This window comes from Pseudomonas rhizosphaerae (assembly GCF_000761155.1).
GTDB classification, from domain to species: domain Bacteria; phylum Pseudomonadota; class Gammaproteobacteria; order Pseudomonadales; family Pseudomonadaceae; genus Aquipseudomonas; species Aquipseudomonas rhizosphaerae.
Map to the genome: position 1 here is coordinate 1,095,984 of NZ_CP009533.1, position 14,213 is coordinate 1,110,196.

The 14,213-nt window shown below is 61.9% G+C and carries 12 protein-coding genes and 1 tRNA gene; 11 read left to right on the plus strand and 2 right to left on the minus strand.

From position 1 onward, the window contains the following. Positions 1-60 precede the first annotated feature (60 nt). The 11 genes from ybgC to nadA all read left to right on the plus strand — a co-directional run bounded on the left by ybgC (position 61) and on the right by nadA (position 8,400). Positions 61-516 carry a tol-pal system-associated acyl-CoA thioesterase gene (gene ybgC, locus LT40_RS04960; RefSeq protein ID WP_043187189.1) on the plus strand — a complete coding sequence of 152 codons (456 nt, stop codon included), beginning with the start codon at positions 61-63 and terminating at the stop codon, positions 514-516. 2 nt (positions 517-518) lie between these two features. Beyond that, a complete protein-coding gene (gene tolQ, locus LT40_RS04965) occupies positions 519-1,214 on the plus strand; it encodes a protein TolQ (protein ID WP_043187191.1) in 696 nt (231 codons plus the stop codon). A 14-nt stretch (positions 1,215-1,228) separates the two neighbouring features. Further along, on the plus strand, positions 1,229-1,684 hold the full coding sequence (gene tolR / locus LT40_RS04970; protein WP_043187193.1) for a protein TolR: 456 nt from the start codon (positions 1,229-1,231) through the stop codon (positions 1,682-1,684). Further along, the gene (gene tolA, locus LT40_RS04975; protein WP_043187195.1) at positions 1,681-2,790 is read left to right on the plus strand and encodes a cell envelope integrity protein TolA; all 1,110 of its coding nucleotides are present in this window, start codon (positions 1,681-1,683) and stop codon (positions 2,788-2,790) included. The genes tolR and tolA overlap by 4 nt, the downstream gene beginning before the upstream one ends. Continuing rightward, positions 2,787-4,091 (plus strand): Tol-Pal system beta propeller repeat protein TolB, encoded by a 1,305-nt coding sequence (gene tolB, locus LT40_RS04980; RefSeq protein ID WP_043187197.1) that lies wholly within the window; start codon positions 2,787-2,789, stop codon positions 4,089-4,091. Before tolA ends, tolB begins: the two co-directional genes overlap by 4 nt. Before the next feature lie 52 nt (positions 4,092-4,143). Beyond that, positions 4,144-4,647 (plus strand): peptidoglycan-associated lipoprotein Pal, encoded by a 504-nt coding sequence (gene pal / locus LT40_RS04985; protein ID WP_043187198.1) that lies wholly within the window; start codon positions 4,144-4,146, stop codon positions 4,645-4,647. A gap of 6 nt (positions 4,648-4,653) precedes the next feature. Next, positions 4,654-5,490 (plus strand): tol-pal system protein YbgF, encoded by an 837-nt coding sequence (gene ybgF, locus LT40_RS04990; protein ID WP_043187200.1) that lies wholly within the window; start codon positions 4,654-4,656, stop codon positions 5,488-5,490. A 162-nt stretch (positions 5,491-5,652) separates the two neighbouring features. Beyond that, on the plus strand, positions 5,653-6,300 hold the full coding sequence (gene queE, locus LT40_RS04995) for a 7-carboxy-7-deazaguanine synthase QueE (protein WP_043187201.1): 648 nt from the start codon (positions 5,653-5,655) through the stop codon (positions 6,298-6,300). 1 nt (position 6,301) lies between these two features. Further along, a complete protein-coding gene (gene queC, locus LT40_RS05000) occupies positions 6,302-6,991 on the plus strand; it encodes a 7-cyano-7-deazaguanine synthase QueC (RefSeq protein ID WP_043187203.1) in 690 nt (229 codons plus the stop codon). A gap of 60 nt (positions 6,992-7,051) precedes the next feature. After that, positions 7,052-7,127: transfer RNA gene (locus LT40_RS05005), tRNA-Lys, on the plus strand. A 214-nt stretch (positions 7,128-7,341) separates the two neighbouring features. Then, positions 7,342-8,400 carry a quinolinate synthase NadA gene (gene nadA / locus LT40_RS05010; RefSeq protein ID WP_043187204.1) on the plus strand — a complete coding sequence of 353 codons (1,059 nt, stop codon included), beginning with the start codon at positions 7,342-7,344 and terminating at the stop codon, positions 8,398-8,400. On the opposite strand, the gene LT40_RS05015 is transcribed toward nadA, so the two are convergent. Continuing rightward, positions 8,401-9,576: an OpgC family protein gene (locus LT40_RS05015; protein ID WP_084139714.1), complete on the minus strand. Its 1,176-nt coding sequence runs from the start codon at positions 9,574-9,576 to the stop codon at positions 8,401-8,403. It abuts the gene before it with no gap. A 254-nt stretch (positions 9,577-9,830) separates the two neighbouring features. Beyond that, positions 9,831-14,123, minus strand: coding sequence for a DEAD/DEAH box helicase (locus LT40_RS05020; RefSeq protein ID WP_043187205.1), 4,293 nt, complete (start codon positions 14,121-14,123; stop codon positions 9,831-9,833). Positions 14,124-14,213 lie beyond the last annotated feature (90 nt).

The window sequence follows — 14,213 nt, forward strand, 5'->3', positions numbered from 1 at the left end:
CACGCGACGAAAAAACAGTTGCCTGGGCGGATTGGCAACCTGAGGAGTAAGCACTAGAGTATGCGCGCGCAAAACGGGGTTCAGACGTTTGCCCATCAGTGTCGGGTCTATTACGAGGACACCGATGCCGGCGGCGTCGTCTACTACGTCAACTACCTGAAATTCATGGAGCGGGCTCGGACCGAGCGCCTGCGTGCGCTGGGTTTCGTCCAGTCGCAGTTGGCAGGCGAAAACCTGCTGTTCGTCGTTCATTCGGCAGAGGCGCGCTACCATGCGCCGGCGCGATTGGACGACGAACTGAAGGTGACCGCCGAAATAACCGAATTGAATCGCGCCAGCCTGCGTTTCAAGCAGCAGGTATGGCGTGTGAAGGATACGACGCTGCTCTGCGAAGGGCAGTTCATGGTGGCCTGTGTGCGCGCCGATAATTTCAGACCCCAGGCCATTCCCCCAGCCTTGCGTGCGGCTCTTGCCGACGCAGGCGGCCTGGGCAAACAATCCAATGCAGGAGATTAAGCGTGGAAGCTAACGTCGTCGACCATACCTCCATGTGGAGTTTGGTCAGCAATGCCAGTGTGGTGGTACAGCTGGTCATGCTGATTCTGGTGGCCGCCTCGGTCACCTCGTGGATCATGATTTTTCAGCGCAGCTCCATGCTGCGTGCCGGTCGTCGTGCCCTGGACAGTTTCGAGGAACGCTTCTGGTCGGGCATCGACCTGTCCAAGCTGTATCGTCAGGCTGGCAGCAATCCCGATCCGGACTCAGGTGTCGAGCAGATCTTTCGTGCTGGCTTCAAGGAGTTTTCCCGTCTGCGCCAGCAGCAGGGCGTCGATCCCGATGCCGTGATGGAGGGTGTCGGGCGCGCCATGCGCGTTGCAATTTCCCGCGAGGAAGAAAAACTCGAACAGGGCCTGCCGTTCCTGGCGACGGTCGGTTCCACCAGTCCGTACGTCGGTCTGTTCGGCACCGTGTGGGGCATCATGAACTCGTTCCGCGGCCTGGCCTCGGCCCAGCAGGCGACGCTTGCAACCGTTGCACCGGGTATTGCCGAAGCCCTGATCGCCACGGCAATCGGCCTGTTCGCCGCAATTCCGGCCGTTATTGCCTACAACCGTTTCGCTGCCCGCAGCGAAACCCTGATCAACCGTTACTACACATTCGCTGACGAGTTCCAGGCCATCCTGCACCGTAAAGTGCACACCAGCGAAGAGTGAGCAGGGATAACCCAATGACTCGAGGTCGTCGCCCAAAACGCAAGCCGGTCGCCGAGATGAACGTGGTGCCCTACATCGACGTGATGTTGGTACTGCTGGTCATCTTCATGGGCACCGCTCCGATGATCAACCAAGGTGTGAAGGTCGATCTGCCCAAGGTTTCCAGCGAAGCGTTGCCGCAGGACAACAACACTCAGGTGCTCACCATTTCCATCAAGGCCGACAAGACCTACTACTGGAACGTCGGCAAGGAAGTAGACACTGAAAAGCAGCAGGACAAGGCCATGACCCTGGCGCAGATGACCCAGGCCGCGACCGCAATCATCAATCAGGGCAATGCCAACGGGAAGAAGACCCAGGTCTTCATTCGCGGTGACAAGACCGTGGATTACGGCGCTGTCATGGGCGCCATGGGTGGTTTGCAGCAGGCAGGTGTCGGTAACGTTGGCTTGATTACCGAGGCCCCGTGATGCAAAAGCGAGAGCACTCAGCCTCGGAAAGCTTCTTCTGGCCCACGGTCTGGGCGGTAGCCCTGCACGTGCTGATTTTCGGGATGCTGTTCGTCAGTTTCGCCATGACCCCCGAACTGCCCGAAGCGCGACCCATCGTGCAGGCTACGCTCTATCAGCTCAAGTCCAAGAGCCAGGCCACTACCCAGACCAATCAGAAGCTGGCGGGCGAGGCGAAGAAGTCTGCCGCGCGGCAGACTGAAGTCGAGCAGATGGAAACCAAGAAGCTGGAACAGGAAGCCATAAAGGCGGCGGAACAAAAGAAAGAGGAAACCGCTCAAAAGGCCGAAGCGGCGAAGAAGGCTGACGAAGCCAAGAAAGCCGACGCTGCCGCCAAGGCGGAAGCCGCCTCTGCAGCAGCGGCCAAGGCCGAGGCTGCCAAGGCCGAAGCGGCTGAAAAGGCTGCCGAAGCCAAGAAGAGTGAATTGGCCGATATCGCCAAGAAAAAAGCCGAGCAAGAGGAGGCCAAGAAGGAGGCGGCCGAGGACGCCAAGAAAAAGGCTGCCGAAGACGCCAAGAAGAAGGCCGCCGAAGACGCGAAGAAGAAAGCCGAAGACGACGCCAAGAAAGCCGCTGCTACTGCAGCTGCCGAAGATGCCAAGAAAAAGGCTGCCGAGGACGCGAAGAAGAAGGCTGCGGCCGATGCCGCGAAGAAGAAGGCCCAGGACGCAGCACGCAAGGCAGCGGAAGACAAGAAGGCGCAGGCACTGGCCGATCTGCTTTCCGACAAGCCCGAACGCCAGCAGGCGCTCGCCGATGAGCGGGGTGATGAAGTCGCGGGCAACTTCGACGATCTCATTCGCTCGCGGGCAGCCGAAGGTTGGGCGCGTCCACCTTCTGCACGCAAGAACATGACCGTGGTATTGCAGATCAACATGTTGCCCGATGGTACTGTCACCAATGTCAGCGTTTCGCGCTCCAGTGGCGATGGCCCCTTCGACAGTTCGGCGGTTGCCGCGGTCAAGAACATTGGCCGTTTAACGGAAATGCAGGGTTTGAAACCAGCTGACTTCAACCCCTATCGTTCCTTCAAGATGACATTTACACCTGAGGATCTTGCCTTGTGATTACCCTTCTTCGAGGACTGCTCGTCGTCCTTTGCTGCGCAGCCGGCATGGCCTCTGCGGACGAAAAGAACATCCTGGTCACCAGCGGTGCAGATCGCGCGACGCCGATCGCCGTCGTGCCGTTCGGTTTCCAGGGTGGCAGCGTACTGCCTGACAACATTGCCGAAATCGTCGGCAACGACCTGCGCAACTCGGGCTACTACTCACCCATTCCGCCGCAGAACATGATCAGCCAGCCGTCCCAGGCCAGCGAAGTCATCTACCGCGACTGGCAGGCACTGGGCGCCCAGTACGTCATGGTTGGCAGCATCACGCCAGCCGGTGGCCGTCTGCAGGTGCAGTACGCTCTGCTCAACGTCAACACTCAGCAACCTGTGTTGACCGGCAGCGTGTCGGGCACTACCGATCAGTTGCGTGACATGGCCCACTTCATCTCCGACCAGTCGTTCGAGAAACTGACCGGGATCAAGGGTGCGTTTTCGACGCGCATGCTCTATGTCACCGCCGAACGCGCCGGCACCAATGCCACTCGCTACACCCTTCAGCGCTCGGACTACGATGGTGCCCGTGCCGTGACCCTGCTGCAGTCGCGCGAGCCGATCCTGTCGCCACGCTACTCGCCCAACGGCCGCAACATTGCCTACGTGTCGTTCGAGCAGCGTCGTCCGCGGATCTTCCTGCAGAACGTCGACACCGGTCGCCGCGAGCAGTTGACCAACTTCGAGGGCCTGAACGGCGCACCGGCGTTCTCGCCTGATGGCAACCGCCTGGCATTGGTGCTGTCCAAAGACGGCAACCCGGAAATCTATGTCATGAACCTGGCTTCGCGGGCGTTGACGCGCGTGACCAACAGCCCGGCCATCGATACCGAACCTTTCTGGGGCAAGGACGGCTCGACGCTGTACTTCACCTCGGACCGTGGCGGCAAGCCGCAAATCTACAAGACCAGTACTTCCGGTGGTGCAAACGCCGAACGTGTGACTTTCGTGGGCAACTACAATGCCAACCCGAAACTTTCGGCTGACGAAAAGACCCTTGTAATGATTCACCGGCAAGATGGTTTCACCAATTTCAAGGTGGCGGCGCAGGACTTGGAGCGCGGAAGCGTAAAGATCCTCACAGATTCAACTCTTGATGAGTCGCCTACTGTTGCGCCCAACGGCACCATGGTAATCTACGCCACCCGCCAGCAGGGCCGGGGAGTCTTGATGCTCGTGTCGCTAAACGGCCGCGTGAGGCTCCCGCTTCCTACCGCTCAAGGCGAAGTCAGAGAACCGTCCTGGTCCCCTTACCTGAACTGACGCGGCGTAATACGTTGTACTTAACACATTGGGGTTCATTAGGAGTTTCACGATGGAAATGCTGAAGTTTGGTAAGTTCGCTGCGCTGGCCCTGGCCTTGTCCGTAGCTGTAGGTTGCTCGTCCAAAGGCGGCGAAGATGCTGGTCAAGGCGGCGCTGCTGTCGACCCTAACGCTGGTTACGGCGCAAACACCGGTGCCGTTGACGGCTCCCTGAGCGAAGAAGCTGCTCTGCGCGCAATCACCACCTTCTACTTCGAATACGACAGCTCGGACCTGAAGCCTGAAGCCATGCGCGCTCTTGACGTTCACGCCAAGGACCTGAAAGCCAACGGCGCTCGCGTCGTCCTGGAAGGTAACACCGACGAGCGCGGTACTCGCGAGTACAACCTGGCACTGGGCGAGCGTCGCGCCAAGGCCGTTCAGCGTTACCTGGTACTGCAAGGCGTCTCGCCAGCTCAGCTGGAACTGGTTTCCTACGGCGAAGAGCGTCCAGTAGCTACCGGCAACGACGAGCAGTCGTGGGCTCAAAACCGTCGCGTCGAACTGCGTAAGTAATTCGTCATGCGAACGTGCCGTCGTGCTGTAACTGTTCTGGCTTTCGCCCTGCCTGTGATGGCTTGGGGCGCGGTGCCTGTGGTCGATAGCAACAACAATGGAGGCTACGGTAACAGTGGCGCCGTTGGTGGCAGCTATCCGCCCTCAGGTTACGGTACGAACGGCGCCTCGGCCGGGTCGGGTGCGCAAGCGCCCGTCTCGGCCCAGGGCGAGCTGTTCATGCAACTGCAGCAAATGCAGGAAGACATCGCACGTCTGCGAGGTCAGGTCGAAGTCCAGCAAAACGATATCCAGCGCCTGAAACAGGAAGGGCTCGAGCGGTATCAGGATCTCGATCGTCGGATTGGCTCCGGGGTTACACCTGCACCCGCTGCCCAACCGGATAATTCTTCAGCCAGTGGCGCCTCCGGCGGCGCTGGTGCTTCATCGGCTGCCGGCCAATCGACGGCCAGTTCCGAGCCTGGCGATCCGGCCAAGGAGAAGCTGTATTACGATGCAGCCTTCGACCTGATCAAGGCCAAGGATTTCGACAAGGCCAGCCAGGCGTTTGCCGCTTTCCTGCGCAAGTACCCGAACAGTCAGTACGCGGGTAACGCTCAGTATTGGCTGGGCGAGGTCAACCTTGCCAAAGGTGATCTGCAAGGCGCCGGTCAGGCTTTCGCCAAGGTCAGCCAGCTTTATCCCAAGCACAACAAGGTGCCGGATTCGCTGTACAAGCTGGCCGACGTCGAACGACGCCTGGGCCATACCGACCGAGTCAAAGGCATTCTGCAGCAGGTAGTGACCCAGTACCCAGGCACTTCTGCAGCGCAATTGGCGCAGAAAGATCTGCAAAGATTGTGAAGCTTGCCTTTTGATTCGAAGAAACCCGCGCCTGGCGCGGGTTTTTTCGTTAGAATTTGCCGCCATTTTATGAACACGCTTCCTGAAGCCACGCGATTGCGGGCTGCTTGAAGTGCCCAACGGAGGCGGTCAGCCTGTTTCGCTGTCACGCCCGTGGACCCTATGCAAGACACACTACGCATTACCGAAGTCTTCTACTCCTTGCAGGGTGAGACGCGGACCGCTGGCCTGCCCACGGTTTTCGTGCGCCTGACCGGTTGCCCGTTGCGCTGCCAATACTGCGACAGCGCCTATGCATTCAGCGGGGGTACCCAGCGCACCCTCGACTCGCTCATGGAGCAGGTGGCCAGCTACAAGCCGCGCTATGTGTGCGTGACCGGGGGCGAGCCGTTGGCCCAACCCAATGCCATCCCGTTGATGCAGCGCCTGTGCGATGCCGGCTATGAGGTTTCCGTGGAAACCAGCGGTGCGCTCGACATCAGCGCAGTGGACACGCGAGTCAGCCGGGTGCTTGATTTGAAGACCCCAGGTTCCCTCGAGGTCCATCGCAATCGCTACGAGAACATCGAGTTGCTGACCCGCAACGACCAGGTCAAATTCGTCCTGTGCTCACGTGAAGATTACGACTGGGCCGTGTCCAAGCTGATTCAGTACGGTCTGGACCAGCGCGCTGGCGAAGTGCTGTTCTCGCCGAGCAAGGATCAACTGCGCGCAACCGATCTGGCCGACTGGATCGTGGCCGACAACCTGCCGGTGCGCCTGCAGATGCAACTGCACAAACTTCTTTGGAACGACGAGCCGGGGCGCTGACATGAACCACACAATCGAGCAGCAGAAAAAAGCGGTCATCCTGCTTTCCGGCGGTCTGGATTCGGCCACCGTCGTGGCGATGGCCAAAGACCAGGGCTACGCCTGCTACACCATGAGTTTCGACTACGGCCAGCGCCATCGCGCCGAGTTGAACGCGGCGGCACGCGTCGCTCGCGATCTGGGCGTGGTCCAGCACAAGGTCATCGGTCTGAATCTGGACGGCATGGGCGGTTCGGCCCTGACCGATACATCGATCGACGTTCCCGAAACCCTGGGCGAAGGCATTCCGGTGACTTACGTGCCAGCGCGCAATACGGTCTTCCTGTCGCTGGCACTGGGCTGGGCCGAGGTGCTGGAGGCGCGGGACATCTTCATCGGCGTCAACGCGGTCGACTATTCCGGGTATCCGGATTGCCGGCCCGAGTTCATCGAGGCCTTCGAGCGCCTGGCCAATCTGGCTACCAAGGCCGGGGTGGAAGGCAATGGCTTTACCATTCAGGCGCCGCTGCAGAACATGAGCAAGGCCGAAATCGTCAAGGCAGGCGTTGAATTGGGTGTGGATTATGGCCTGACCGTGTCTTGCTATCAGGCCAACGATGAAGGCCAGGCCTGCGGCAAATGCGACAGTTGCCGCTTGCGCGCTGAAGGCTTCACTGCGGCAGGTGTGAGCGACCCTACGCGTTATTTCTGATTTATTTTCTGTAGGGTGTTGAATTACCAAAAGAATTCGGTATTATACGCCCCACGAAACGGGTCGTTAGCTCAGTTGGTAGAGCAGTTGGCTTTTAACCAATTGGTCGTAGGTTCGAATCCCACACGACCCACCATTTCGAAACCCGCAGCTTGCAAAAGCTGCGGGTTTTTTTATGCCTTGGATTCAGTGCTGGTCCATGCCGCGATAGGGCTTTGCTAAAACCTCGTTTCTCTGTAGCCTGCGCCAGCCCTCAAAAGCCTCACGAAAGCCAGGGCATATACTCCCAGGCCCTTGTCGGCCCGGTCTATACTCGACTCTCGCGCATCAGCGCTCGCAGGTCTTGCCCCATGACGCAGATATCCGAACGCCTTCTGGTTCAGGCTCACCTGGATGCCAAGCAGCCCAAGCCGCTGACACCGCAGCAGGAAGCGGACTACCGTTCAGCCATCGCCGCCGAGCTCAAGGCTCAGGACGCGGTGCTGGTCGCTCACTACTACTGCGATCCGGTGATCCAGGCGCTGGCCGAGGAAACCGGCGGTTGTGTGTCCGACTCGCTGGAAATGGCACGTTTCGGCAACCAGCACCCAGCCCGCACCGTAGTAGTGGCAGGTGTCAGGTTCATGGGCGAAACGGCGAAGATTCTCAACCCGGAAAAACGGGTGCTGATGCCTACCCTCGAAGCGACTTGCTCGCTGGATCTGGGTTGCCCGGTCGATGCCTTTTCGGCTTTTTGCGACCAGCATCCCGAGCGCACGGTGGTGGTCTATGCCAACACCTCGGCCGCGGTGAAGGCGCGGGCCGACTGGGTGGTAACGTCGAGCTGCGCGCTGGAGATCGTCGAGAGTCTGATGGACAACGGCGAGAAGATCATCTGGGCGCCGGACAAGCACTTGGGCAACTACATCCAGACCCACACCGGCGCCGACATGCTGCTGTGGGACGGTGCCTGCATCGTGCACGAGGAGTTCAAGTCGCGGCAACTGAGCGACATGCGTGCGCTGTACCCTGATGCAGCGATTCTGGTGCATCCCGAGTCGCCAGCCGAGGTGATCGCGCTGGCGGACGCCGTAGGCTCCACCAGCCAATTGATCGCCGCTGCCCGTACGTTGCCGCAGCAGACGCTGATCGTGGCAACCGATCGCGGTATTTTCTACAAGATGCAGCAAGCCGTGCCTGGCAAGACGCTGATCGAAGCGCCCACGGCGGGCAACGGCGCTGCTTGTCGTAGCTGCGCGCATTGTCCGTGGATGGCCATGAACACGCTGGAGCTTACGCTGGAATGCCTGCGCGCCGGCAGCAACGAAATCACTGTGGATCCCGCGCTGATTCCCCAGGCGATTCGACCGCTCAAGCGCATGCTGGACTTTACCCAGGCCGCGCGCCTGAAAGTGGCCGGCAACGCCTGATCAGAGGCTTTTGCCCAGCGCGACCACGGGCCGTTCGGGCTTCGGCAGCTCAAGCCTTGGCAGCTCAGGCCGCGGACGGCCCAGTCGTTTGTTCAGTTCCAGCCATTCGGCCAGGGCCAGCATCAGGGCTACGCCGACCAACGCGCTGGCGATCTGCATCGCGAGCTGGTCATCCGCCAGGGCATTGGCCATATCTGCCAACGGTGCCAGCACCACGCTGAGGCAGAAGACCTCGAGCGAATAGCGCCCCATCAGCCCGACTTTGCGTGCCAACAGGTGATTCACCCATGCGCCTTGAGGTATCAGCTTGGCCACACAGTAGGCCAAGGCCACGAAGTGCAGAAGGCGCGAAGGCGAGAGGTTGGTCTTGTCGATGGGGTAGAGCAGTTGACTGAACCAGTCGGGCACCAGTGCCTCATGCAGCGCTGGCCAGCGCCAGCCCAGTGCGACCAGCGCGCTGAATGTCACCAGCGTGGCGCACGCCAGAAACAAAGGCTGACGGCTCAGCGGGCGGACGGGCGTGACCGGCTTGCTCGCCGAATGCAGCGCCGTAGCCCCGCCCAGTACGAACAGCACCTGCCAGGCCAGAGGATTGAAATACCAGAGGCCGTTGTCGTGCGCAGGAATGTTCCAGCCCAGCCATTGCACCATCAGGTACAACACCAGCGACAGGCCGATGGCCTGGGCTGGGCGCTTGATCAGCAACGGCAGGACGATCGGCAGGCCGAGCAGCAACACGATGTACAACGGCAAAGGATCCATCAGGTTGGGCTTGAAGCGCAGCAGTAGCTCGTCGACCATCGCCTGCTGGGGATTGGAGACGAAATAGGTGAGGTTCATCTCCTGGATCATGTCGCGGGTTTCGACGTGATTGTTGGCGACGAAGATGATGCCCATCAGCACGGCCAGCAGGAAGATGTGCACCACGTACAGCACCCAGGCGCGACGCAGGATGCGCACGGCAGCCACCAGGTAGCCGTCGCGCAGGGCGATCTTGCCGTAAGCCAGCACGGCGGCATAGCCGGCGAGGAACACGAACACTTCCGCAGCATCGCTGAAGCCGAAATTGCGCAGCGTGAAGCTGGCCAGTGGGTTTTGCGGTATGTGATCCCAAAAGATGAAGATCAACGCCAAACCTCGATAGAAATCGATCCGATGGTCTCGATCGTTAGTCATGGCGACAGGCTCTTGCGAAAAGGAAGGATGTAGTAAGGATTGAACGCCGGGTGTTGTGGTTCCGCGTCGGCGGCCATTATCGATCAGCGGCGCGGAGGTTGGCGGGTTTCGCAATGAATTGCAAAAGTTTGGCTATTACGGAATGTCACAACGCCAAGTTACCGCAGCCCCGTAGCAGCGGCGCAAGCCGCGTCCGGCCTCACCGCGTCTGTTAAGGCACACCGCATGCACCGATGACGCGGCTTGCGCCGCTGCTACAGGGGGGGATGGATCAGCTGCTGGCGTAGCTCCGTGGTTTCTTCGCTCCAGTACACCGGCTTGCCGGCGATCAAGGCCGCCACGGGCAGGCCGTCGCGGTAGAGCACACGGTTGCTCGGCAACGCTGGCACGGTCTTGTGGATCTGCTGGGGGTCGGCGCCGGGCAATGGCAGCAGGGTACCTGCCAGGTTCAATGGGTCGCTGGCCGAAATGGACACCAGGCTGCCATCCACAGGTCTTTTGCGCACCTCGCGCAGGGCTGGAATGGCCTCTGGCAAGGCGAATTGCTCGCCGGACAAGCCGTCGATGAAACGCCCCCCGCGAATCTGTCCGCGCGCCTCCAGTCGCTGCAGTGCCCGCAGCAGGTCGCGCCAGCTGGGCAGCCAGTCGGCTTCGCGTTGCAGCAGGCGCCAGAACACCACGCCGTAGCGCCGCAGCAGCACCAGCGCGATCTGTTCGACGGCTTCATCGGGGGCACTGCCGTTTGCCTGGAGCAAGGCCCAGCGCCCCGCATCGTCCATGCCGCCAATGAAAGCACCGCGACCACGGCGACTGCTGCGCGCCTGACGTTTTCCGGCCGGTGTGATCAGCGCGCGCAATCCGGCGAAACTGTCGGCGTTCACGCGGCCTGCGGCGACCAGTTCCTGCAGCGCGTTCTCCACTTCGGTGCGCAGCAGGCGCACATCGTGTACGAGATCGTCGAAGAACATCGCGCCCTGCGCGGCCAGGGTTTGTTCGACCTTCTGCGCGCGCATGGACAATTCCTGCGGCTGGACTGTCGGAGCCAGGCTGCGCCACAGGGGCAGGCGCGCGCGGGGCAGCAGCACGATGGGCGTACCGCGCAGGGTGGTTCCTTTGCCGCTGCTGGCCAACCGCGCCCAGACCGTCTTGCCGCTGCGGCAGGCGCGGTCCAGCCACGATGGGTCGTAGCCACGCAGCCGTACGGGCAGCAGATCGCTCTCCCAGGCGCCAGCCGGGGCGCTGTACCCTTCGAACTGTTCCAGGATTTTGGCCAGGGCCTCCTCGCCTTGCAGGCGGGTGCCGGGCGCCAGGCACTGCCAGTCGAGCAGAAAACGCATGAACACTTGCAGGCTGACCGGTTCGATCTCCCGCCGCAGGCGCTTCACCGTATAGCGATGGATACGCGCCAGCAGGTGCCGCTCGCACCACTGGGTTTCCTCGATGTGGGTGAGAAACTGGCCGCGCATCACATAACCCTGGGATTCCAGTTCCAGCAGCGCCAGTTCCACCACGGCAGGATGCAGGTTGAGCGGGGCGGCAATGTCCCCCAGTCGCTGCGGGCCGAATCCGCTCAAGCGGGCGCGGATCAGCTCCAGCGTCGCACTCTCCTGGGTCCACGTCTGGGCCAGATGCGCCGGCACCTGCAGTGCGGGGGATAGCTCGGCGTTGGGGTAAAGGGTTTGCAGGCAGGACATGCGCTCCAGGGCCAGCCACAGGCGATTCCCATCGCCCAGCGTCAGGCGCGCAGCACGGCCGGTGCGCGCCAGTGTCTTCAACAGCGCCAGCTCGCTGGGCTGGGCTTCGTGTTCGGCCAAGGCGCCCAGGCTCATCAAGGCTTCGTGCATCTCGTCGCCGTTGATGGGGGCGGGCCATGCTTCGGCGGCCACGGCGGCGATGGCATCCGTGTCCAGTTCACCCATGTCGTCTGCCGAGCGGGGTTCGTCCCAGCGTCGGTTGAGGACTGCCTGGGTGCGTCGCTCTTCCAGCGGAGCGTCGTCGAGGAACGCGTAGGGCCGGGCATTGAGGATAGCCGCCGCCAATGGCGAAGGGCTGGGCAGGTCGCGCTGGATGAGGGTGATCTGACCGCTCTCGATGCGCCGCAGCAGGGTCAGCCAGCCCGCGCTGTCCATGGCCTCGTGCAGGCAATCGTCGAGGGTCTGCTGGACCAGCGGGTGATCGGGAATCTCCCGCTCGCCGACGATATTTTCCAGGCAGGCGATCTGGTCCGGAAATACCGTGGCGATCAAATCCTCGCCTTTCATGCGCTGCAGTTGCGGGGCCACCTTGCGTCCGCCGCTGTAGCGGGGCAGGGCCAGGGCCGTCGCCGCGTTCCAGCGCCAGCGCACGCCGAACAGCGGCGCATCGAGCAGCGCCTGGATCAATATCGATTCGGCGCTGTGGCTATGCAGGTAATGCCAGACCTCTTCCAGTTCGAAACTGTGGCTGGTCGACAGCGACAGCACGATGGCGTCTTCACTGGCGGCGGCTTGCAGCTCGAAATTGAACGTGCGACAGAAGCGCTTGCGCAGGGCCAGGCCCCAGGCACGATTGATGCGGCTGCCGAACGGCGTGTGGATGACCAGCTGAGTGGCGCCAGAGGCGTCGAAGAAGCGCTCCATGATCAGGGTGTCCTGCGAGGGCAGGGCACCTAATGCCTGGCGTGTGCGCGCCAGATAGTCGAGCAGCTGTTCGGCGCTGTCGCGGGCCAGGCCGAGTTCGTCCTGCAACCAGGGCAGCAGCGGCTCGGGTTGACCTTCGCTGAGTGCCAGGCGGTGGTCGATCGACGCTTGCAAGCGAGCCACGCCAGCAGAAAGCTCGGCGCTGCGTCCGGGTATTTCGCCAAGCCAGAAGGGAATGTTCGGCGCCTGGCCATGGGCGTCTTCGACCCTGACCTTGCCACCTTCGATGCGCAGGATGCGGTAGGAACGGTTGCCCAGTTGGAAGATGTCGCCGGCGAGGCTTTCCACGGCGAAATCTTCGTTGACGCTGCCGATGTTCAACGCCTGAGGCTCCAGCAGCACGCTGTAGTCGGCATTGTCGGCGATTGCGCCACCGCTGGTGACTGCGGTCAACTTGCTGCCGCGCCGACCGCGCAGGGTACGGGTCACGGCGTCGCGATGCAGATAGGCCGCGCGCACACCCTGACGTCCGCTGTAGCCCTCGGCGAGCATGCGCAGCAACCCTTCGAAATCAGCGTCGTCGAGCCTAGCGTAGGGAGTCGCCTGACGGAACATCTGCAGCAGCGCCTGCTCCGGCCATTCCTGGCAGCTGACCTCGGCGATGATCTGTTGGGCCAGCACGTCCAGCGGTGCGTCGGGAATGCGCAGGATGTCCAGTTCGCCGCGGCGCACGCAGTCCAGCAACGCCACGCACTCGATCAGGTCATCGCGCGAGGTGGGAAACAGGCGACCCTTGGGTACGCCACCGACGTGGTGGCCGGAACGTCCGACCCTTTGCAGGAATGCGGAGATAGAGCCGGGCGAGGCGATCTGGCAGACCAGGTCGACGTCACCGATATCGATACCCAGCTCCAGCGAAGCGGTAGCCACCAATACCTGCAAGTCGCCGCGCTTGAGCCGCTGTTCCGCGTCCAGGCGGTGCTCCTTGGCCAGGCTGCCATGGTGGGCCGCCACGTGCTCGCGCCCCAGGCGCTCGCTCACATGCCGGGCCACGCGTTCGGCCAGGCGCCGTGTGTTGACGAACACCAAAGTGGTTCGATGGGCCTGCGCGAGGGCTGCCAAGCGGTCGTAGAGCAGCTCCCAGACATCGTTGGGCATGACTGCGGCAAGTGGCACCGCAGGCACTTCGATCGCAAGGTCCCGTTGCCGAGCGTGGCCGATGTCGACGATCGAGCAGGTCCGCTGCGCGCCGACCAGAAATTGCGCGACCTGATCGATAGGCTTCTGGGTAGCGGACAGGCCAATGCGTCGCAAAGGTTGTGTGCACAGGGCTTGCAGGCGCTCAAGACTCAAGGCCAGATGGCTGCCGCGCTTGCTGCCGGCCACCGCATGAATCTCATCGACGATCACGGTGCGTACATTCGCAAGCATGGTGCGGCCCGAATCCGAGCCGAGCAGCACGTAGAGTGATTCAGGCGTGGTCACCAATATGTGCGGAGGACGCCTGCGCATGGCGGCGCGCTCCTTTTGCGGCGTATCTCCGGTGCGCACCCCGGCGACGATGCTCACCGTGGGCAGGTCCATGGCAGCCAGATGCTCGGCGATGCCTTCTAGCGGGCGCTGCAGGTTCAGCTGGATATCGTTGGACAGGGCCTTGAGGGGCGAGACGTACAGCACCGTCGTGCGCTGGGGCAACTGGCCCTGATGCTCCAGACCTTCTCGCACCAACTCGTCGAGTACCGCCAGAAACGCGGTGAGCGTCTTGCCCGACCCGGTGGGCGCGGCGACCAGGGTCGAGTGCCCTTGCTGGATCAACGGCCATGCCTGGGCCTGGGCCGGCGTGACGGCAGCGAAGTGCTGGCGGAACCAGGCGCTCACCGCCGGATGGAAGTTGGCCAGGGGTGAATCGTGCGGTACGGGTAGGTTCATGATCTATTGATGGGGGAAGGGCGGCGAAGTTGCAAACCAGACAATGCAAACGGCGCACAGGCTGCCGTATTGTCGACGCCCATGAAAAAG